The sequence below is a fragment of the Variovorax sp. GW821-FHT06D12 genome (genome assembly GCF_059419205.1).
The window spans coordinates 235,880-253,966 of sequence record NZ_JBWKRI010000004.1; the positions used below are offsets into that span (position 1 = coordinate 235,880).

Below are 18,087 nucleotides of genomic sequence, written 5' to 3' on the forward strand. Positions count from 1 at the left end.
CCGAAGGCCCAGGAGACAACCCATGAACTTTCCGCGCGCATTGCTGACGACCGCCGTCCTGGCCCTGACCGCCGCCTCCGGCGCCTGGGCGCAGGGCAGCGACTACCCGAGCAAGCCGGTGACGCTGATCACCCCGTTCGCGGCCGGCAGCGGCCCCGACGCGGTGCTGCGGCTCGTGTCCGACAAGCTCTCGCGCCTGTGGAACCAGCGCGTGGTGGTCGACAACCGGCCCGGTGGCGGCGGCTTCATCGCCATCGACCAGGCGCGCCGCGCCGCGCCCGACGGCTACACGCTGCTGCAGCTGGACAGCGAGCACATCGCCGCGCTGCCGCACCTGTACAAGTCGCGCAACTTCGTGACCTTGCAGCACTTCGATCCGGTCGCCTCGCTGTTTCGCACGCCCTTCTTCGTGGCCGTGGGCACCGAGTCGAAGTGGAAGACCATGGGCGACCTGATTGCCGCCGCCAAGGCCAACCCCGAAGGCATCGTCTACGGCTCGTGGGGCGTCGGCAGCCCGGGCCACCTGGGCGCGCAGCAGCTCGAGGCGCTCACGGGCATCCGCATGCGGCACGCGCCGTACCGCGAGGTGTCGCAGCTGTATTCCAACGTGGGCACCGGCGAGGTGCCGTGGGCCTTCGCGAGCATCCCGTCGAGCCAGGGCATCTACAAGGCCGGCAAGCTGCGCTATATCGCCGTGGCCGCGCCCAAGCGCATCCCGCAGATGCCCGACGTGCCCACCATGGCCGAGGCCGGCGGCCCGGCCTCGCTGGAGGTCAACTCCTTCGTGTCGCTGCTGGCGCCCAAGGGCGTGTCGGCGGCCGTCAAGGCCAAGATCAACGCCGACGTGGCCAAGGTCATCGCCGACCCGGACATCCGCGCCCGCTTCGACACCTTCGCCTTCGAGCCGCTGGCCTGGTCGCCCGAGGAGATCGAGCGCAACGCCGAGGCCAAGTCGAAGGTGTACGGGGAGCTGGTGCGCCGGGGCAACATCAGCCTCGACTGACGAGGGGGCGCCTTGCCCTGGGCTCGGCGCGCCAGTTAAGCTGGCTCTCTTTGCATTTTTGTTTACCTTTTAACTGTCTTTTTCCATGCAAGCCACCAAGAGAGTCCTCCTGATCGCCTGCGGCCTGGCCGCCACCGCGGCGCTGCCGCTGTCCGCCAGCGCCGACACCCCCGCGTGGCCGACCAAGCCGATCCGCCTGCTGGTGGGTTTCCCGGGCGGCTCCACGCCCGACATCGCGGCGCGCACCATCGCCGAGCCGCTGTCCCGCGCGCTGGGCCAGCCGGTCGTGGTGGACAACAAGGCCGGCGCCTCGGGCAACATCGCGGCCGACCAGGTGGCCAAGGCCACCGACGACCACACGCTGGGCATCGTCATCAACGGCAACCTCACGTCGTCGAAGATGCTGTACCCCAAGCTGCCGTACGACCCGGCGAAGGACTTCACCTACCTGTCGCTGATCGCCACCGCGCCGCTGGTGCTCGTGGCGCAGAACAGCCTGCCCTCGGGCACCGCCTTCTTCGACGCCGCGCGCCAGGCCGGCGACAAGTGGAACTACGGCTCGGTGGGCGTGGGCTCGGTCGGCCACCTGGGCATGGAGCTGCTCAAGAGCCGCGTGAACGGCTTCAAGCCCGAGCACGTGCCCTACCAGGGCAACCCGCAGGTCGTCACCGGCATGCTGGGCGACCAGGTGCAGATGGGCCTGATCCCGCCGGGCGTGGCCATGCCGCAGATCCGCGCCGGCAAGCTCAAGGCCGTGGGCCTCACGGGCGGGCGCAGCGCGCTGGTGCCCGAGATCGCCCCGCTGGCCGACGCCGGCGTGAAGGACTTCAGCCTCGAGGTGTGGGTGGCGCTGCTCGGCCCGGCCAGCCTGTCGAAGCCCGCGCAGGCGCGCATCAGCCGCGAGATCGAGATCGTCATGAAAGACCCCGACGTGCGCCGCAAGCTCTTCGAGCAAGGCTGGCAGGCCGTGGGCACCTCGCCGGACGGCATGCGCACGCGCGTGAAGGAAGAGGCGGCGATCATGAGCAAGATCATTTCCACGCGCGGGATCAAACTGCAGTGATGACGGCGACGACGCAGCACAACACCCTGACCGAACCGGCGCGCGCGCTGCCGGTGTTCGGCGACTTCGACGTGGTCGTGGTCGGCGGCGGCCCTGCCGGCATTGCCGCCGCCGTGAGCGCCGCGCGCCACGGCGCGCGCACGCTGCTGGTGGAGCGCTACGGCTTTCTCGGCGGCATGGGCACCGCGGGCGGCGTGACCAACTTCGCGGGCCTGTACGGCAAGCGCCGCGGCGAGATGACGCAGCTGGTGCGCGGCGTGGTCGACGACCTCATCGACCGCATCGCCGGCTTCAACGGCATGAACGCGCCGCAGAACGGCATGGGCGGGCGCATCTGCGTGCGCTCGTACGACACCTCGGCCTACAAGCTGGCCGCTGACCAGCTGCTCGAAGCGGCCGGTGTGCAGATGCTGTTCCACGCGTATGCCGCGGCGGTGCTGCACGATGGCGCGCGCATCGCCGCGCTGGTGGTCGAAACGAAATCGGGCCGCCAGGCGATCCGCGCCAACGCCTTCATCGACGCCAGCGGCGACGCCGACGTGGCGGCCTTCGCGGGCGTGCCCTTCGAAGTGGGCGACGGCCACGGCAGCGGGCTGTTCCCGACCACCATGTTCCGCATCGGCCAGGTCGACGCGCCGGCCGCGCTGGAAGCGGTGGGCGAGTTCTCGGCCATCAACGGCTTCATGGCGCGCGCCGAGCAGCAGCATCCGGGCAAGTACAGCTTTCCGCGCGAAGGCGCGATCCTGCGGCCCAACAAGGACCCGCGCGAATGGCGTGCCAACGTCACGCAGATCCGCAACGCCGAAGGCCGCGCGATGAACGGCGTCGATGCGCGCGAGCTCAGCGACGGCGAGCTCGAAGGCCGACGCCAGATCGCCGCGTACTTCAAGTTCCTGCAGGCCGAGGTGCCGGGCTTCGCGCCGTCGGCCATCGTGGAGATCGCGCCGCAGGTCGGCATCCGCGAGACGCGCCGCATCCAGGGCCTGTACGCGCTGGGCCGCGAGGACATCCTCGGCTCGGCCACCTTCGACGACACCATCGGCCTGAACGCCTGGCCGATGGAAATGCACGCCGACGGCCGCATCGAGTGGGCCTTCCCGCGCGACGAAGCCAACGCCTACAACCACCTGCCGTGGCGCATGCTGGTGCCGCAGACGCTCGACAACCTGCTGGTGGCCGGGCGCTGCGCCTCGATGACGCACGAAGGCCAGTCGGCCGCGCGCGCCAGCGGCGGCTGCTTCGTGATGGGGCAGGCGGCGGGCACCGCGGCGGCCTCGCTGGGCGGCGGGCGCTTCGCGGCGATCGACGTGGCGGCGCTGCAGAAAAAGCTGGTGGCCGACGGCGTCGACCTGGACCATTGAGAAGGTGTGAACGAATCCGCCATGCCCGCTCATCCCGCCCAGACACGCCCCCTCTGCGTTGCAAATGCTCGCCATAGCCCGGCTATGGCTGCGCTTTGCGCCTTGAGGGGGCGCGCCTGGGCAGGCTGCTCGGCCACGCCGGATTCATTCACACCTTCTGAGCGCGGCGCGGCGCTAGAGTCCGGGGCTGGATGAACTCGAACCCCGGACACACCGTGCCTCTTTCTTCTTCGCTGTCGACGCCCGTGCGTCGCTTCTTCCTGGCGCTGGCCTGCGCCGCCTTCGGCCTGCTGCAGGTGGGCTGCGCCAGCACCCCCGAGGGCGACCCCGTCCACGGCAAGGACCGCGTGCTGAGCTTCGTGGCGGCCAAGGACGGCCGCAAGGTCGCCATCGCCGGCGACAAGTACCACTACGTGTTCGACGGCGACCCGTCCGTGGCCGCGCTGCTGCGCTGGGACGGCCGCACCAAGGTCACGCCCGCGCTCATCGGCGAACTGAAGGTGGCGCGCAACCAGAGCTTCGAAGGCCAGTACGTGCTGATGGCCTTCGACGCCGACCTGACCCCCGAAGACCGCAACTTCCTCGTCCAGACCGGCTTCGCGAAGGCCGAGGTGAAGTACGGCGACCGCACCGGGCCGGTGCTGCGCTACTTCGGCACGGTCTACGGCAAGCGCTACGCGGCGGTGGCGCTGAAGTCGGCCGACACGGTCGATTTTTCGCGCCGCCAGTACCTGAAGTACGTCGAGCAGGAAACGCTCAGCGGCCCCTTCAGCCAGGCCGCGCGTTCGCCGCTGGCGTACGGCGCCGACGGCGCGATGCTGCTGGGCGGCGTGCCGGTGCGCATGGTGGACGGCGGCACCGACCACGGCTGCAGCCTGCGCCTGATGCTGGACATCTGCTTCTTCAAGTAGGCCCGCCGGGCGCCGCTGACCGGGCCGCGACAGCGCGCGGGCCCGGCCTTTGCTATCGTCGTGGATTGCTTTTCTGCGCCGAATCCCTTCCCCCGATGACCCCCGAACCCGTCCTTGCCGCCCGCCTCGTTGCCGACCTCGTCGCCCTCATGCAGCTCGAACCGCTGGGCGGCGACCGCTTCCTGGCCCAGAGCGAGGACATCGGCACGCCCGCCGTCTTCGGCGGCCAGGTGCTCGGCCAGTCGCTCATGGCCGCCAGCCTCACGGTGGGCGCCGAGCGCCCGGTGCATTCGATGCACGCCTACTTTCTGCTGCCCGGCGAGCACGCGCCCATCGAGTACAGCGTCGACCGCGTGCGCGACGGCCGCAGCTTCACCACGCGCCATGTGGTGGCGCGCCAGCAGGACCGCATCATTTTCGAGATGTCGGCCTCGTTCCAGACCGTGGACGAGGGCGTCGAGCACCAGTTCCCCATGCCCGCCGTCGAAGGCCCCGAGGGCCTGACCAGCGAACTCGACCAGCGCATCGCGCTCGGTGACCGCCTGCCCGAACCCTGGCGCTCCAAGGCGATCCAGCCGCACGGCATCGAGTACCGGCGCGTCGACCCCGAAGACCTGCTGCGGCCCGAGGTGCGCCCCACCGAGAACCAGAGCGCCATCTGGATGCGCGCCATCGCGCCGCTGCCCGACGACCTGACGGTGCACCGCGCGCTGCTGGCCTACGCCTCCGACCACGGCCTGCTGCGCGCCGCGATGCTGCCGCACGGCCTGAGCTTCATGAGCGGCCAGGTGCGCCCCGCCAGCCTGGACCACGCGATGTGGTTCCACCGCGATTTCCGTTTCGACGACTGGCTGCTCTACGTGGTCGATTCGCCCAGCGCGGGCGGCGCGCGCGGCCTGTGCCGCGGCAGCCTCTACACGCGCGACGGCCGCCTCGTGGCTTCGGCGGCGCAAGAGGGCATGCTGCGCATCCGCAAGCCGGGATCGCCGCGCACGCCGATCACGGGCTGAACGGCCTGCCTCTTTTTTCAACACCTACTCGCTCACTCCGGCCATGAAGATCTTCTTCTCTCCCGCGTCTCCCTTCGTGCGCAAGTGCATGGTCGTGGCCCACGAGCTGGGCGTGGCCGACCGCATCGAGAAGCTGCCCAGCGCGGCCGGCCCGGTGAAGCGCGACGCCCGCATCCTGCCGACCAACCCGCTGGGCCAGGTGCCGACCTTCCTCACCGACGACGGCCAGGCGCTGTTCGACAGCCGCGTGATCTGCGAGTACCTCGACACCATGCATGCCGGCGGCCTGTTCCCGGCCAGCGGGCCCGCGCGCTGGGCGCGCCTGACCGAGCTGTCGCTGGCCGACGGCATGACCGGCGCCGCGCTGCTCGCGCGCTACGAGACCATGCTGCGCCCCGAGGCGCTGCGCTGGAGCGACTGGACCGACGGCCAGCTCGACAAGGTGCGTACCGGCCTCGAATGGCTGGAGGCGGCGGCGCCGTCGTTCGGCGATCGCGTCGACATCGGCACCATCGCCTTCGGCTGCGCGCTGGGCTACATGGACTTCCGCTTCCCCTCGGTGGACTGGCGCGCCCAGGCGCCGAACAGCGCGAAGTGGTTCGCCGTGTTCAACCACCGGCCGTCGATGCAGGCCACGTTGCCGACGGCCTGAGCGATGACGTTCGACGATCTCTCGTGCCGCACCGGCATCGAAATTCCCCCGCTGCTGCAACAGCTCCTTGCCAGCGGGCCGCCCGATCTGGTCGGCTTCCCCGACTTCGAGTGGCTGGACGCCGAGCAGGCGGCCAACGACCTCGATGAGTGGCTCGATGCCAAGTGGCAGGACGGCCGCCGCTTCCTGCCCTTTGCGCAATCGGGCGCGGGCGACGCCTACTGCCTTGTGCCGCTGGACGGCGGCGCCGTGGGCGTGGCCTTCGTGTGGCACGACGACGAGGAAAGCAGCGTCGGCCACGGCTCGTTCGCCGATTTCGTCTGCGCGAAATTCCTGGAAGCCTTCGTCGACCTGAGCTACCTCGGCGACTGGGACCTGTCCGAGCCCGAGATGGCCGAGCGCATCGCGGCCGACGTGGCCACCGTCACGGCTTTCATGGACGACACGGAAACCGCCGCCTACCTGCGGGCGCTGAGCCGGCAGCCGCTGGTGTCGCGGCCCTTCAAGACGGGCCCGCGCGCCAGGCCCGAGCAGGTGCCCTCGCTGATGCCGCAGGCCGAGTTCGAGGAAGACCTGAAGCGCTTCACCCTGCAGGACAGCGCGCCTTTCCCCGTGAAAGCGCGCTGGGACATCGAGGGGTAGGCTACGGGGTTTCATCCGAAGGAGGAACCCACCATGTCAGATCAGAAAGTAGCCATCGTCACCGCCGGCGGCAGCGGCATGGGCGCCGCCGCGGCCCGCAAGCTCGCGGACGACGGCTTTCGCGTGGCCATCCTGTCCTCGTCGGGCAAGGGCGAGGCGCTGGCGCAGGAACTCGGCGGCCTTGGCGTGACCGGCTCCAACCAGTCGAACGACGACATCCAGCGCCTCGTGGACAAGGTCATGGCCGAATGGGGCCGCATCGACGTGCTCGTGAACAGCGCCGGCCACGGCCCGCGCGCACCGATCCTGGAGATCAGCGACGACGACTGGCACCGCGGCATGGACGTCTACTTCCTGAGCGCCGTGCGCCCCGCGCGCCTCGTGGCGCCGCACATGGTGAAGCAGGGCGGCGGCGCGATCATCAACATCTCGACCTTCGCCGCCTTCGAGCCCGACCCGGTGTTCCCGACCTCGGGCGTGTTCCGCGCCGGCCTCGCGGCCTTCACCAAGCTCTTCGCCGACCAGTACGCCAAGCACAACGTGCGCATGAACAACGTGCTGCCCGGCTTCATCGACAGCCTGCCCGAGAAAGAAGTGTTTCGCGAACGCATCCCGATGGGCCGCTACGGCCGCAGCGCCGAGATCGCCGCCACCATCGGCTTCCTGGCCTCCGAGGGCGCGGGCTACATCACCGGGCAGAACCTGCGCGTGGACGGCGGCATCACGCGCTCGGTCTGAACCCGGCAAAGGCGCCCATGACCGCCCCCACCCCGGTGCGCGAGCACATGGACCGCACCCTTGCGTCCTACGAAGCGTCCGCGCGCGACTACAACGCGATCGTGGCGGGCCACCGGCCGCCCGAGATCGAGGAGGCGGTGCGCCGCATGATGCAGCGCGTGCCCGCCGGCGGCACCGTGCTCGAGATCGGCTCCGGGTCGGGGCAGGACGCCGACTTCGTCGAATCCCTGGGCGGCGTCGTGAGGCGCACCGATGCGGTCCAGGCGTTTCTCGACCTGCAGGCCGAGCGCGGCAAGAAGGGCGAGCTGCTCAATGTCGTCACGGATGCGCTGGGCGGGCCCTGCGACGCGGTCCTGGCGATGTGCGTGCTGATCCATGTCGATCGCGCGCAGATCGCGCCGGTGCTGCGCAAGGTGTTCGACGCACTCACGCCCGGCGGGGTTTTTCTCGCGGCCATGCGCATCGGCGAAGGCGAGACCCTCGGCGACTACCAGACCGTGTACTGGCCGAAAGACGCGTTCGCCGACGCGCTGGCCGCGGCGGGCCTTCACCTGCAATGGGACAGCCAGTGGATCGGCCGCGACGACGTGACGTGGGCCAACTTCCTGGCGTGCCGTCCGCGCTAGCAGCGAACGGACGAACGCCGGCTCACACGCCCAGGTAGCGCGTCCACAGCGACCGGTCGGCATCGAGCGCGGCCGAGTCGCCCTGCCACACCACGCGCCCGCGTTCGAGGATCACGTGGCGGTCGGCCAGCGGCAGCAGGCGCTGCACGTACTTGTCGACCACCAGGATCGCCTCGCCTTCGGACTTGAGCGTGGCGATGCAGTGCCAGATCTCCTCGCGGATCACCGGCGCCAGGCCTTCGGTGGCTTCGTCCAGGATCAGCAGGCGCGGGTGCGTCGACAGCGCGCGCGCAATGGCCAGCATCTGCTGCTCGCCGCCCGAGAGCTGGTTGCCTGCGTTGGCCTTGCGCTCCGACAGGCGCGGAAAGAGCTTGTACAGCGCCTCCACGGTCCAGCGCGGCGCGCTGCCGGGGCGGGGCCGTGCGAAGGCGCGCAGGTGCTCGTCCACGCTGAGGTTGGGGAACACGTGGCGCCCCTCGGGCACGATGGCCATGCCGCGCCGCGCGATGGCGTCGGGCCGGTGGCCGCCGATGGCCGCGCCGCAGAACTGCACGCCGCCGCGCATCGGCGCGATCGTGCCGGTCAGCACCTTCAGCAGCGTGCTCTTGCCCATGCCGTTGCGGCCCAGCAGCGCCATCACTTCGCCCGCGCCGACGCGCACGTCGATGCCGAACAGCACCTGGCTGGCGCCGTAGCCGGCTTCGATGGCGGTGGCCTCGAGCAGGGTGGATTTTGTGGTCGTCGTGCTCATGCGTGTCCTTCTGCTTCGGTGCCGAGGTACACGGCTTGCACATCGGGGTGGCCCCGCACTTCGTCGGCCGTGCCGCTCATCAGCACCTTGCCCTGCACCAGCACCGTGAGCCGGTTGGCAAGACGGAACACGGCGTCCATGTCGTGCTCGATGAGCAGGATGGCCATCGATGCGCGCAGCGACTCGATGAGATCGACCATGCGCGCCGACTCGTCGGGGCCCATGCCGGCCATCGGCTCGTCGAGCAGCAGCAGCTTGGGTTCGGCGGCCAGCGCCAATGCCACGTCGAGCGCGCGCTGCGCGCCATGCGGCAGCGTGCCCGCGATGCGGTGGCGCTCGCTGCCCAGGCCCACGCGGTCGGCCAGTGCGTGGGCACGGTCGACCAGGTCGCGTTCGTTCGCACGCGGCGCCAGGAAGCGCAGGCTGCTGCCCGCATGGGCCTGCGCGGCGAGCATCAGGTTGTCGTGCACCGTTTCCTTGGCGAACACGCGCGTCACCTGGAAGCAGCGCGACATGCCGGCGGCCACGCGCTGGTGGTCCTTGTAGGCCGTGATGTCCTGCCCGTCGAGCATCAGCCGGCCCGCGTCGGCCTCCAGCAGGCCGGTGATGAGGTTCACCAGCGTGGTCTTGCCCGCGCCGTTGGGACCGATGAGCGCATGCACCTCGCCGCGCTCCACCGTGAGGCTCACATGGTCGGTCGCCAGCAGGCCGCCGAAGCGCTTGACCAACCCTTCGATTCTGAACAGGCTCATGGCTTGGCGCTCCCTGCGGCCGTTGCAGCGGAAGCCGCTGCTGCTGCGACCGTGCGGCGTTTCGTCGACAGTGCGGCCAGGCCGCGCGGGGCCCAGAGGGCGACGGCGATCAGCAGCAGGCCCAGCGGCATGTGCCAGTGCTCGGTGTGCTGCTTGAGCGCTTCCTCGAGCACCAGCCAGACCACGGCGCCCACCGGCCCGCCCCAGCTGCGACCCAGGCCGCCGATGACGACCATCACCACCAGCGTGGCCGACTGCGTCCAGTGCATCGTGGCCGGGCTCACGAAGCCGTTGCCGCCGGCCAGCAGCGCGCCGGCCAGCCCGGCGATCGCGCCGGCGATGGCGAAGGCCACGAGCTGCAGCCGGAACACCGGGTAGCCCAGTGCGCGCATGCGCGTCTCGTTGTCGCGGATGCCCATCAGCGCGTGGCCGAAGCGCGCCTGCGTGGCGCGGTGCAGCCACCACAGCGCGAGCGCGACCACCACGAGCACCACCCAGTAGAAGGTCGATTCGTTGCCCAGGTCGAGGCCCGGCAGCAGCGTGGGGCGCGACATGAGCGTGTAGCCGTCGTCGCCGCCGTACTTGCGCAGCGACACGACGACGAAGTACAGCATCTGCGCGAAGGCCAGCGTGGTCATGATGAAGTACACGCCGCGCGTGCGCAGCGCCACCGTGCCGATCAGCGCGGCCACCAGGCCCGCCACCAGCGCGGCCAGCGGCCACAGGATCCAGGCCGACATCACGCCGGCATCGCTGAGCGCCACCACCGTGTAGGCGCCCATGCCGATGAAGCCCGCGTGCCCGAGCGCCACCATGCCGCCGAAGCCGAGGATGAAGTTCAGGCTCGCGGCGGCCAGTGCGACGACGAGCACGCGCCGCACGAAGCCGATGTAGAAGTCGAGCCCGAACAGCGGCGCGACCAGCGGAAAGGCCGCGAGCGCCACGAGGAGCAGCCCGAGGCCGAAGGTGCGTGACGAGGGTTTCATGCGCGGGCGGAGAAAAGGCCCGAGGGCCGGAAGATCAGAACGACGACCATGAGCGCGTACATCGCCACCTCGGCGAACAGCGGCCCCAGGTCGGCCGCCGTGGCGGGCGGCAGCGTGGCGCGCAGCAGCATCGGCACGAAGGCGCGGCCGATGGTGTCGACCACGCCGACCAGCAGCGCGGCCACGAAGGCGCCGCGCACCGAGCCGATGCCGCCGATCACCAGCACCACCAGCGCCGGAATCAGGATGGCTTCGCCCATGCCCACCTGCACCGCGACGATCGGGCCCATGAGCGCGCCGGCCAGCGCGGCCAGTGCCGCGCCGAGCAGGAACACGCCGTTGAAGATGCGGCCCACGCGCACGCCCATCAGCTCGGCCATCGGCCGGTCGGACGCACCCGCGCGCACCCGCATGCCGATGCGCGTGTGGTTCACCAGCACGTACAGCGCCAGCGCCATCAGCAGGCCGCCCGCGAGCACCACGAGGCGGTACGAGGGGTAGGGCAGGCCGTCCATCAGCTCGACCGGGCCCGAGAGCGCGGCCGGCGTGGGTGCCATCACGGGCGAGGGGCCCCAGATCATCTTGACGATGTCGTCGGCCACCAGGATCACGCCGAAGGTGGCGAGCACCTGCGCCAGGTGGTCGCGCTTGTAGAGGCGACGCATCAGCAGCACCTCGATGAGCAGCGCCACCACCACGGTGACGAGCACCGCGACGACGATGGCGGCGGCGAACGAGCCGGTGCGCGTGTGCGCCTCGGCCGCCACGTAGGCGCCGGCCATGAACAGCGAGCCGTGCGCCAGGTTCAGCACGTCCATGATGCCGAACACCAGCGTGAGGCCCGCCGCCAGAAGAAAGAGCATCAGGCCGTAGCCGATGCCGTTGAGCAATTGCTCGAGGACGAGGATGCCGCTCATGGAAAGACGAGCCGCATCACTTTATGTTGCACTTGGCGGCGTAGCTGTCTCCGTAGTTCGTGAGAACCGTGTTGATCAGCTTGTTCGTCACCTTGCCTTGCGCGTCCTTGCCGATCACGCGCAGGTAGAAGTTCTCGATGGGGAAGTGGTTGTTCGCGTACTTGAAGGTGCCGCGCGTCGAGGCGTAGTTGGCCTTCTTGAGGGCGGCGACCACGGCGTCGCGGTTCTGCGCGTTGCCGCCCGATTGCTTCACGGCGGCGTCCATCGCGAGGATCGCGTCATAGGCCTGCGCGGCGTACACCGAGGGGTAGCGGCCGTTGTATTCCTTGCGGAACGCAGCCACGAAGGCCTTGTTGGCGGCGTTGTCCAGGTCGTGCGCCCAGTGCGAGGTGTTGAACAGGCCGAGCATGGGCTCGCCCACGGCGCCGATCACGTCCTCGTCGGCCGAGAAGCCGCTGGTGACCAGCGTGATGTCCTTCGACAGGCCCGCGCCCACGAACTGCTTGATGAAGTTGATGCCCATCGCGCCGGGCAGGAAGAAGTAGATGGAATCGGGCTTGGCCGCGCGCAGCTGCGCGAGTTCGGCGGCGTAGTCGATCTGGCCCAGCTTGGTGTACAGCTCGTCGGCCACCTGGCCCTTGAACTGGCGCTTGAAACCGCCCAGCGCATCCTTGCCGGCCGGGTAGTTGGGGGCGATGAGCACGATCTTCTTGAACGCGCGGTCCTGCGCGAACTTGCCGGCGGCCTCGTGGAACTGGTCGTTCTGGTAGGCGGTGCCGAAGAAGTAGGGGCTGCACTGCGCACCGGCGAACTGGCTCGGGCCGGCGTTGGCCGACAGGTAGGGCACCTTGGCGTTGAACAGCGTCGGGCCCACGGCCAGCGCCACGTTGGAGCCGATGGGGCCGCTGAAGATGTCGATCTTGTCGCGCTGGATCATGCGGTCGACCAGCTGCTTGGCCTGGTCGGGGCTGCCGGCCATGTCGGCCTGCACGAACTCCACGTCCTGCCCACCGAGCTTGCCGTTCAGCTGCTTGATGCCGAGCGCGAAGCCGTCACGCGCCTCGGCGCCCAGGGCCGCGAAAGGCCCCGAGATGTCAAGGGCCAAACCCACCTTGACCGGCGCGGCCACGGCCGACACCGAGGCCCCGAGGGCGGCGCCGCACAGCAGCAGCGAGATCAGGGTGCGCGGCAGCGCGGGCGATTTCAGGAACGTGGGGCGCATCGGGTTCTCCGGCTAGGGAAGGGTTGAGACAACTGAACTGTTGATAGTTAAATACTTTAGCCGTAAACAATTCGGTGTCAACGGTACTAGCACGAATGGTGCCAGTGAACCGTGTCGCCTTCGCCGCGCCGGACCCTCGCGAAAGGTTACGCAAACGTCAACCGAACGGACTTGCGGTGGCGAACCAGAGGCCGATGCCCGTTGCGATGATGAAGGCCCCGTCGGTCACGCCGGCGACCAGGAAGAACTTGGTCTGCAGCGTGTCGACCAGCTCGGGCTGGCGCGTCGTGCCTTCGAGGAACTTCTGGCCCACCAGCGCGATGCCGATGCACGAACCCAGTGCGGCAATGCCGATCAGCAGGGCGACGGCGAGCGGGAGGATGTTGAAGCCGGTCATGGTTTTTTCTCCTGGTTGATGAATCGATGGACCCACTGTTCCAGAACGGGTGCATCGAATCCATGACGCGAGAGGTCATGCGCCAGACGAAAAAAAGGCCGGCCGTCGAAACGGCCGGCCTGGGCTCAGGCGCGAAGCGAGGTGCTTACGGCAGCTGAGTCCAGTTCTGGTTGTTGCCGCCGTTGCAGGTCCAGGTGATCAGCGCCGTGTCCTGCGTGGTCGAGCCGTTCGGCACGTCCAGGCAGGAGCCCGAGGCGCGGTTGCGCACCGTGCCGCCCACCAGGCTCCACTGCGCCGTGTTGCCCGACGAGCAGGCCACCTGCACCACGGCCGCGTTCGTGGTCGCCGTGCCGTTCTGTGCCAGGCACAGGCCGCTGTGCTCGGCGATGAACTGCACGTAGCCGCCGGTGACGGGCGTCATCGTGAACTTCTCGTTGCCCGCGTTGCCGCACGGCCATTGCACCGCCGTCGCGCCGCTGGTAGTCGATGCGCCCTTGATGTTCACGCACATCGTCGGGTTGAGGTCGGAGCGCAGCCGCGTGACCACCGCCGGGGCGGTGTCCTGCGAGCGCACGTACTCGCGCAGCGCCACCACGTCGTTCGCCGGCAGGCTGGAGGCGTTGCCGTGGCCGCCCGTGAGCAGGTCCTGCAGCGTGGCCGCCTGGCCGTTGTGGAAGAACGCGGTGGTGTTCCAGGTGCCCGACAGGGTCGGCGTGTCGAAGCCCACACCCGCCAGCGGCTGGTTGCTGCCCTTGCCCGACGAGGCCTGGATGGTGCCCACGTCGTGCCGCAACCCGTCGCGGAAGGTGGCGCCCGTGTGGCAGGTGGCGCACTGGGCCGTGTTGAACACGGTCTGTCCGCGCACCGCGTCCACGCTCAGGCTGCCGTCCGCGGCTCGCGCCGGGCTGCGCATGTACTTGTTGAGCGAACCCAGGTACACGGCCAGGTCGTCCAGCTGCGCGCTCTTGCCGGCCTTCGGGGCACCCAGCGGGGCCTGCGTGGCGGTCCAGTCGGCATTGCTCAGGAAGCCCGTGCCGCCGAACTCGTTGCGGATGTCGTTCTCGAAGTCCTGCACCTCGTCGAAGTTGGCCGTCCAGTGCAGCTTGCCGTGGCTGGTGCCGCGCCGGCCCTGCAGGCTGATGGTGCGGCGCAGGCCTTCGCCGCGCTGGGTGAAGTCCCACACCATGCCGTCGTCGCCGCCGTCCGCGTGGCAGCTGGCGCAGGAGATGTAGTTGTCCTTGCTCATGCGCCGGTCGGCCGCGTTGTAGAACACCTGCTTGCCGCGCAGCGCCGCGGCCGCCATCGGCTCCTGCGCCACGGTGGCCACGTTCTGCAGGAAGATCGCCGCGTTGGTCTCGGCCGACAGCACCTTCGCCACGTCGTGCACCGACACCGAGCGCGCCAGGAAGTTGTTCACGAACAACCGCTTGCGCGCCGCATCGAGGTACAGGCCGTGCGGGGCGCTGCTGGCGTTGATCTCGCCGCGCACCGCGCGGGTGTAGCTGTCGACGATGGCGACACGGTTGCCTTCCATCTGCGCCACGAACAGGTAGTCGCCGGCGGGCGAGTACAGCGCGGCGCGCGCGGGGGCGCGGTCGTCGAAGTCGATCTGCTCGGAGAACACCTCGGCGGCGCTTTGCAGGTTCACCTGCGACAGGATGGAACGCACCGTCTGGTCGTGCGGCAGGTCCTTGCCGTCGCGGAAGCGGCCGCGCACGATGTTGTCCTTCTTCGAAGGCAGCACGGCACGCGAGCCGTCGGGCGAGATCACCACCTGGCTCAGGTAGTTGGCCACGCCGCGCGCGCGGCTCTCGGTGTCGACGGTCGTGGTGTCCACCGGCAGCGGAATGGTCTGCAGCGCGGTCAGCGATTGCAGGTTCACCTTGTGCAGCTGGCCGCCCGTCATCTTCGACTTGAAGCGCGTGACGTAGGCCACCTGCGAGTCGGCGCTCACGGCGATGCCGCGCACGCCGCCCTCGAGCGCCAGCGCACCGGTGGTGGCGCCGTTGCTGGGGTCGAAGCTCATGAGCACCGACTTGCTTTCCAGCGTGAGCAGGCCCTTGGCGCCGTTGGGCGTGAAGGCCACGCCGTACGGGCCGCTGCCGTAGGCCAGCGGGATTGACACCGACTGCGAGCCGTCGGCGGCGTTGAGCGCCACCAGCTTGTCCTCGCCCTGCACCGCGACCCAGATGCGGCCGTCGGGGCCGACGGCCAGCGTCTTGGCCTCGTCGCCGACGCGCACTTCCCACAGCTTGGCGAGGGTCTGCGCGTCGATGGCGGCCACCGTGCCGCTGTCGGGGTTCACCGAGTACACCCGGCTCGCATCGCCCGCGATGTTGGTCGTGTGCGTGGGCGCGGTCGCGGTGACCGGCGCGATGACGGTCACGTTGTAGGTGTAGTAGGTCTCGCGGCCGCTGCTGTCCTTCACCGTCAGGGTCACCGTGTAGTGGCCGGGGGTGGTGTAGGTGTAGCTGGTGTTCGGCTGATTCGAGAACGCCGTCTGCGTGCCGTTGCCGAAGTTCCAGCGGAACTGCACGCCGCTGGCGCCGAGCGTCGCGGGGTTGAAGCTCAGCTGGCCATTGACCAGCTTGGGCCCGCCGCCCAGGCCCGGGTCGCCGATGATGGCCTGGCCGCGCAGCGTGTCCACCTCGGCCTGGCCGAGCACGCGGCCGTACACGCGCACCTCGGCCAGCGTGCCCTTGAAGAGCGCGGTGTTGCCCTGGATCTGGCCCATGACCTGGAACTTGGTCGACAGGCCCTTGGTGCCGGTCGGCCCGGTCGAGGTGGTCTTCACGCCGTCCACGTACACCGCCTGCGCGCCCGAGGCCGCGTCGCGCGTGAGCACGACGTGGTGCCAGTTGCCGTCGTTCACGGCCGCGGTGGAGGTGGTGCCGCCGTCATTGCCCACCGAGAGCTTGATGCGCCCGCCGGTGTCCAGCCAGCCCCAGAACACGTCGTCGGTGCCGCCCGACTGGTCGCGACCGAAGATGCCGGGCGCGGTCCACGAGTTGGCAGCGCCGGCCTGCGTGGTCTTCATGTAGAAGCTCAGCGTGGCGGTGCCGCCCAGCGCGCTGGCCACGGTGTCGTTCTTCAGCGGCACGCCGGCGGTGCGGTTCGCGAAGTTCAGGCCGATGCTCTCGAACGCGTCGCCGGTGGCGGGCGTGCCGTTGTTGGCGCCGATCTGGTCGCCCAGGTTGCCCGTCAGCGGCCAGTGGTGCATCAGGTTGATGTCGCTGGCGTTGCCGGTGTTGAAGGTGGAGCGGTAGTCGGCGCCGATGGCGTTGCCCGCATAGTCCTTCACGCCGTTGGCCGGCAGGAACACCTCATAGCTCGTGCCCGGCAGCAGCGGCTGCGCGGGATGGAAGTTGACGATGCCCAGCTGCACGCTGTAGGTGCCCGCCAGCGTGTTGCCGCCCACCGGACGCACGATGAAGGTGTTGCTGTTCACGCTCTCCGGCAGGATGTTGTCGGTCATGCCCAGGCCGATGCGCGAGCTGAGGGCCTGCTGCTTCGCCCCGTTGGCGGGCGAGACCTGCTTCACTTCGGGCTTGGTGGTGTCGGGGTCCACCGCGTGCACGACGAAGCCGCTGCCCGAGCCGTGGTCGTTGCCCACGAAGACGAGGTTGCCGAACATCGCGACCTGGCCGTTGTCCGAGTGCGAGAAGTTCGGGTCGTCCTCGCGCAGGATGCTGCCGCGGCCCACCTCCACGTGGTTGAGCGGGTTGCTCACGTCCACCTTGTGGATGCGCGTCTGCGCGCCCTGGATCACGTAGTTGTCCTGCGTGGCGCAATACAGCTGCTCGTCGATGACGAGCCGGTTGTCCTCGGCCACGAAGCGCGAGCGGTCGCTCAGGTCGTAGCTGTACATCTTGGCGCCGCTGCCGCGCGCGGAGGCGTGCACGCTCTTGCCGTCGAAGCAGGTTGCGTAATAGAACGGCGTGGCGCCGGCGATGGAATCGAGCACCTTGGGGTTGAGCGGGTCGGAGATGTCCAGGCTCGCGAAACCGCCGTTGCTTTCCATCGCGGTCAGCACCATGTGGTTGCCCATCGTGAAGATCGGGCCGAGGCGGAAGCCGCCGAGTTCGCCCGTGGGCACCGGGTTGGGCTTGCCGGCGCCGCGGTTGGCGACCACCGCGTTCGCGGGGTCCGTCGCGTCGACGATGAACATGCCCCGGCCGGCCGAGGCCACGTACAGGTAGGGCGCCTGCCACCACAGCTGCCAGGACACGTTCTCGTAGTCGCCCGAGTTGACGCCGGGCAGCGCCAGCTTCTTCACCTGCTTGATGTCGTTGATGTCGGTGAAGTCCCAGAACTCGACGCCGTTGATGCTGGGCAGCACCACGTAGGTCTTGCCGCCGATCTTCGCGGTGCCGAAGGAATGGGTCTCGCGGAATTCCTTGGTGCGACCGCCTGTCGCGTCATCGGGCTCGTAGATCTTCTTGACGAGCCTGATCTGGCGCGGGTTCGACACGTCGTACAGCAGGAAGCCGCCGGGGCCGAGGCCGCTGTCCGGCGCGAAGGAGGTGAGGAAGTAGCCGTTGACCATGATGCCGGCGTTCATGCCGTAGTCCTTGCGGCCCGGGTACGTGGCGGGCACGTCGCGTGCCTCGTAGGCGTCGCTGTGCGCCGGGTCGAGCGGGTGCGCGGCGCTGGTGATCATCGACACCGGCTTGAACAGTTCCGCCGAGGTGTAGGTGAGGTTGCCCAGGCCCGGCCCCTGCAGCGGGAGCGGGTCGGCCACGACAGCGGCAGCCGCCGTGGCCATCTTGTTGAGGGTCGTCATCGGACTGACCCCGGTGATTGCCGCATGCGTCAGCAATGTGACGCACGGCACCAGGAACGCCATCAGGAAATACCGGATCTTCATCGTCGCCTCCAGGTTGTTTGAAGTTCGCAGGGAACCCTCTTGTCCTTGGTTCTCTCGAGTCACTCGGTCGCTTGCTGGGAAAGCGCACGCGCAGGCGCGCCCCCGGCGGGCAACGCATGCGTTGTCCGCCGTCCACTTCTTCTTCTTCTTCTGTCTTGCTCTCCCGCTGGTTGGCGCCGGCGCCTTCCG

The 18,087-nt window shown here is 69.3% G+C and carries 16 protein-coding genes; 9 read left to right on the forward strand and 7 right to left on the reverse strand.

Going from position 1 to position 18,087, the window contains the following annotated elements:
* Nucleotides 1-22 precede the first annotated feature (22 nt).
* The 9 genes from AC07SQ_RS14800 (at nt 23) to AC07SQ_RS14840 (ending at nt 8,006) form a co-directional block, all read left to right on the forward strand.
* On the forward strand, nt 23-1,003 hold the full coding sequence (locus AC07SQ_RS14800; protein WP_095743264.1) for a Bug family tripartite tricarboxylate transporter substrate binding protein: 981 nt from the start codon (nt 23-25) through the stop codon (nt 1,001-1,003).
* Between the two features lie 85 nt (nt 1,004-1,088).
* Nucleotides 1,089-2,066 (forward strand): Bug family tripartite tricarboxylate transporter substrate binding protein, encoded by a 978-nt coding sequence (locus tag AC07SQ_RS14805; protein WP_495273060.1) that lies wholly within the window; start codon nt 1,089-1,091, stop codon nt 2,064-2,066.
* Nucleotides 2,066-3,427 carry an FAD-dependent oxidoreductase gene (locus tag AC07SQ_RS14810; protein ID WP_495273061.1) on the forward strand — a complete coding sequence of 454 codons (1,362 nt, stop codon included), beginning with the start codon at nt 2,066-2,068 and terminating at the stop codon, nt 3,425-3,427. Before AC07SQ_RS14805 ends, AC07SQ_RS14810 begins: the two co-directional genes overlap by 1 nt.
* Nucleotides 3,428-3,642: 215 nt before the next feature.
* Nucleotides 3,643-4,338, forward strand: a complete 696-nt coding sequence (locus AC07SQ_RS14815; protein ID WP_390347192.1) for a hypothetical protein — start codon at nt 3,643-3,645, stop codon at nt 4,336-4,338.
* A 95-nt stretch (nt 4,339-4,433) separates the two neighbouring features.
* Nucleotides 4,434-5,348, forward strand: a complete 915-nt coding sequence (locus AC07SQ_RS14820) for an acyl-CoA thioesterase (RefSeq protein ID WP_062476073.1) — start codon at nt 4,434-4,436, stop codon at nt 5,346-5,348.
* Between the two features lie 43 nt (nt 5,349-5,391).
* Entirely contained in the window at nt 5,392-6,000 is a 609-nt protein-coding gene (locus tag AC07SQ_RS14825; RefSeq protein ID WP_307589813.1) for a glutathione S-transferase, read from the forward strand.
* A 3-nt stretch (nt 6,001-6,003) separates the two neighbouring features.
* Nucleotides 6,004-6,642: an SMI1/KNR4 family protein gene (locus tag AC07SQ_RS14830; protein ID WP_495273062.1), complete on the forward strand. Its 639-nt coding sequence runs from the start codon at nt 6,004-6,006 to the stop codon at nt 6,640-6,642.
* A 33-nt stretch (nt 6,643-6,675) separates the two neighbouring features.
* Nucleotides 6,676-7,380 carry an SDR family oxidoreductase gene (locus tag AC07SQ_RS14835; RefSeq protein ID WP_495273063.1) on the forward strand — a complete coding sequence of 235 codons (705 nt, stop codon included), beginning with the start codon at nt 6,676-6,678 and terminating at the stop codon, nt 7,378-7,380.
* Between the two features lie 17 nt (nt 7,381-7,397).
* A complete protein-coding gene (locus AC07SQ_RS14840) occupies nt 7,398-8,006 on the forward strand; it encodes a class I SAM-dependent methyltransferase (protein WP_495273064.1) in 609 nt (202 codons plus the stop codon).
* 22 nt (nt 8,007-8,028) lie between these two features.
* Here AC07SQ_RS14840 and AC07SQ_RS14845 read toward each other — a convergent pair whose 3' ends face one another.
* The 7 genes from AC07SQ_RS14845 to AC07SQ_RS14875 form a co-directional block, all read right to left on the reverse strand.
* A complete protein-coding gene (locus AC07SQ_RS14845) occupies nt 8,029-8,757 on the reverse strand; it encodes an ABC transporter ATP-binding protein (RefSeq protein ID WP_070063431.1) in 729 nt (242 codons plus the stop codon).
* Entirely contained in the window at nt 8,754-9,509 is a 756-nt protein-coding gene (locus AC07SQ_RS14850) for an ABC transporter ATP-binding protein (RefSeq protein ID WP_159273561.1), read from the reverse strand. Before AC07SQ_RS14850 ends, AC07SQ_RS14845 begins: the two co-directional genes overlap by 4 nt.
* Complete coding sequence (locus AC07SQ_RS14855; protein ID WP_095950698.1) at nt 9,506-10,495, reverse strand: branched-chain amino acid ABC transporter permease; 990 nt, start codon at nt 10,493-10,495, stop codon at nt 9,506-9,508. Before AC07SQ_RS14855 ends, AC07SQ_RS14850 begins: the two co-directional genes overlap by 4 nt.
* Nucleotides 10,492-11,412, reverse strand: a complete 921-nt coding sequence (locus tag AC07SQ_RS14860) for a branched-chain amino acid ABC transporter permease (protein WP_062476050.1) — start codon at nt 11,410-11,412, stop codon at nt 10,492-10,494. Before AC07SQ_RS14860 ends, AC07SQ_RS14855 begins: the two co-directional genes overlap by 4 nt.
* A 16-nt stretch (nt 11,413-11,428) precedes the next feature.
* Nucleotides 11,429-12,634, reverse strand: a complete 1,206-nt coding sequence (locus AC07SQ_RS14865; protein ID WP_495273065.1) for an ABC transporter substrate-binding protein — start codon at nt 12,632-12,634, stop codon at nt 11,429-11,431.
* A 157-nt stretch (nt 12,635-12,791) separates the two neighbouring features.
* On the reverse strand, nt 12,792-13,031 hold the full coding sequence (gene atpE / locus AC07SQ_RS14870) for a F0F1 ATP synthase subunit C (protein ID WP_062476044.1): 240 nt from the start codon (nt 13,029-13,031) through the stop codon (nt 12,792-12,794).
* Between the two features lie 145 nt (nt 13,032-13,176).
* A complete protein-coding gene (locus AC07SQ_RS14875; protein WP_495273066.1) occupies nt 13,177-17,898 on the reverse strand; it encodes an Ig-like domain-containing protein in 4,722 nt (1,573 codons plus the stop codon).
* Nucleotides 17,899-18,087: the final 189 nt, after the last annotated feature.

What these genes read in the sequence shown, in the direction of transcription:
- AC07SQ_RS14810 (WP_495273061.1), top strand. Translation starts at nt 2,066, where the DNA reads ATGACGGCGACGACGCAGCACAACACCCTGACCGAACCGGCGCGCGCG.
- AC07SQ_RS14825 (WP_307589813.1), top strand. Translation starts at nt 5,392, where the DNA reads ATGAAGATCTTCTTCTCTCCCGCGTCTCCCTTCGTGCGCAAGTGCATG.
- AC07SQ_RS14865 (WP_495273065.1), bottom strand. Translation starts at nt 12,634, where the DNA reads ATGCGCCCCACGTTCCTGAAATCGCCCGCGCTGCCGCGCACCCTGATC.
- AC07SQ_RS14835 (WP_495273063.1), top strand. Translation starts at nt 6,676, where the DNA reads ATGTCAGATCAGAAAGTAGCCATCGTCACCGCCGGCGGCAGCGGCATG.
- AC07SQ_RS14875 (WP_495273066.1), bottom strand. Translation starts at nt 17,898, where the DNA reads ATGAAGATCCGGTATTTCCTGATGGCGTTCCTGGTGCCGTGCGTCACA.
- AC07SQ_RS14855 (WP_095950698.1), bottom strand. Translation starts at nt 10,495, where the DNA reads ATGAAACCCTCGTCACGCACCTTCGGCCTCGGGCTGCTCCTCGTGGCG.
- AC07SQ_RS14860 (WP_062476050.1), bottom strand. Translation starts at nt 11,412, where the DNA reads ATGAGCGGCATCCTCGTCCTCGAGCAATTGCTCAACGGCATCGGCTAC.
- AC07SQ_RS14805 (WP_495273060.1), top strand. Translation starts at nt 1,089, where the DNA reads ATGCAAGCCACCAAGAGAGTCCTCCTGATCGCCTGCGGCCTGGCCGCC.
- AC07SQ_RS14800 (WP_095743264.1), top strand. Translation starts at nt 23, where the DNA reads ATGAACTTTCCGCGCGCATTGCTGACGACCGCCGTCCTGGCCCTGACC.
- atpE (WP_062476044.1), bottom strand. Translation starts at nt 13,031, where the DNA reads ATGACCGGCTTCAACATCCTCCCGCTCGCCGTCGCCCTGCTGATCGGC.
- AC07SQ_RS14830 (WP_495273062.1), top strand. Translation starts at nt 6,004, where the DNA reads ATGACGTTCGACGATCTCTCGTGCCGCACCGGCATCGAAATTCCCCCG.
- AC07SQ_RS14850 (WP_159273561.1), bottom strand. Translation starts at nt 9,509, where the DNA reads ATGAGCCTGTTCAGAATCGAAGGGTTGGTCAAGCGCTTCGGCGGCCTG.
- AC07SQ_RS14820 (WP_062476073.1), top strand. Translation starts at nt 4,434, where the DNA reads ATGACCCCCGAACCCGTCCTTGCCGCCCGCCTCGTTGCCGACCTCGTC.
- AC07SQ_RS14840 (WP_495273064.1), top strand. Translation starts at nt 7,398, where the DNA reads ATGACCGCCCCCACCCCGGTGCGCGAGCACATGGACCGCACCCTTGCG.
- AC07SQ_RS14845 (WP_070063431.1), bottom strand. Translation starts at nt 8,757, where the DNA reads ATGAGCACGACGACCACAAAATCCACCCTGCTCGAGGCCACCGCCATC.